The sequence below is a fragment of the Fulvivirga kasyanovii genome (genome assembly GCF_009711405.1).
Taxonomy (GTDB): Bacteria; Bacteroidota; Bacteroidia; order Cytophagales; family Cyclobacteriaceae; genus Fulvivirga; species Fulvivirga kasyanovii.
The window spans coordinates 1-394 of record NZ_SMLW01000057.1 but is presented as its reverse complement, the minus strand read 5'-3'; the positions used below and the strand labels follow the sequence as shown (position 1 = coordinate 394).

Genomic DNA, 394 nt, shown 5'->3' with positions numbered 1-394 from the left:
TATGTTGTTTAAAGTCCATGACAGGTTAACCGCGCCGTTACTGCCGGACGCCTGTAGGTGAACCGGGTTATTGACCGTAATGGTTGCAGTGTGGGTATTATCAGGATTACCTCCTACAGTACTGATAGAATAGTTAAATACACCGGTTTCTGTTGGGGTACCACTAAACGAAACATTTTGAGTAGCGTTATCAATGGTGACATTTATACCCATAGGTACACCATTTACCTTAACTGTGCTGGCATTTGTCCATTTGAAGTTAAAGTCTGCTATGCTTTCTTTCAGATTAATGGTTTGGCTTGATGAGCCAGTGCCACCTTTTACCAAAGACGCTGCACCTGCCGGAGTTGCACTTACTACAGTGGATTCTGTCAGTTTTCCTGTTGTGTCAGTG

Annotated in this window: 1 protein-coding gene; it reads right to left on the bottom strand. The window is 43.7% G+C overall.

Translation table 11 applies throughout. The features are described from left to right. Positions 1-394, bottom strand: a 394-nt coding sequence (locus E1163_RS30050; protein WP_221417853.1) for a hypothetical protein, incomplete at both ends; no start/stop codon positions are given.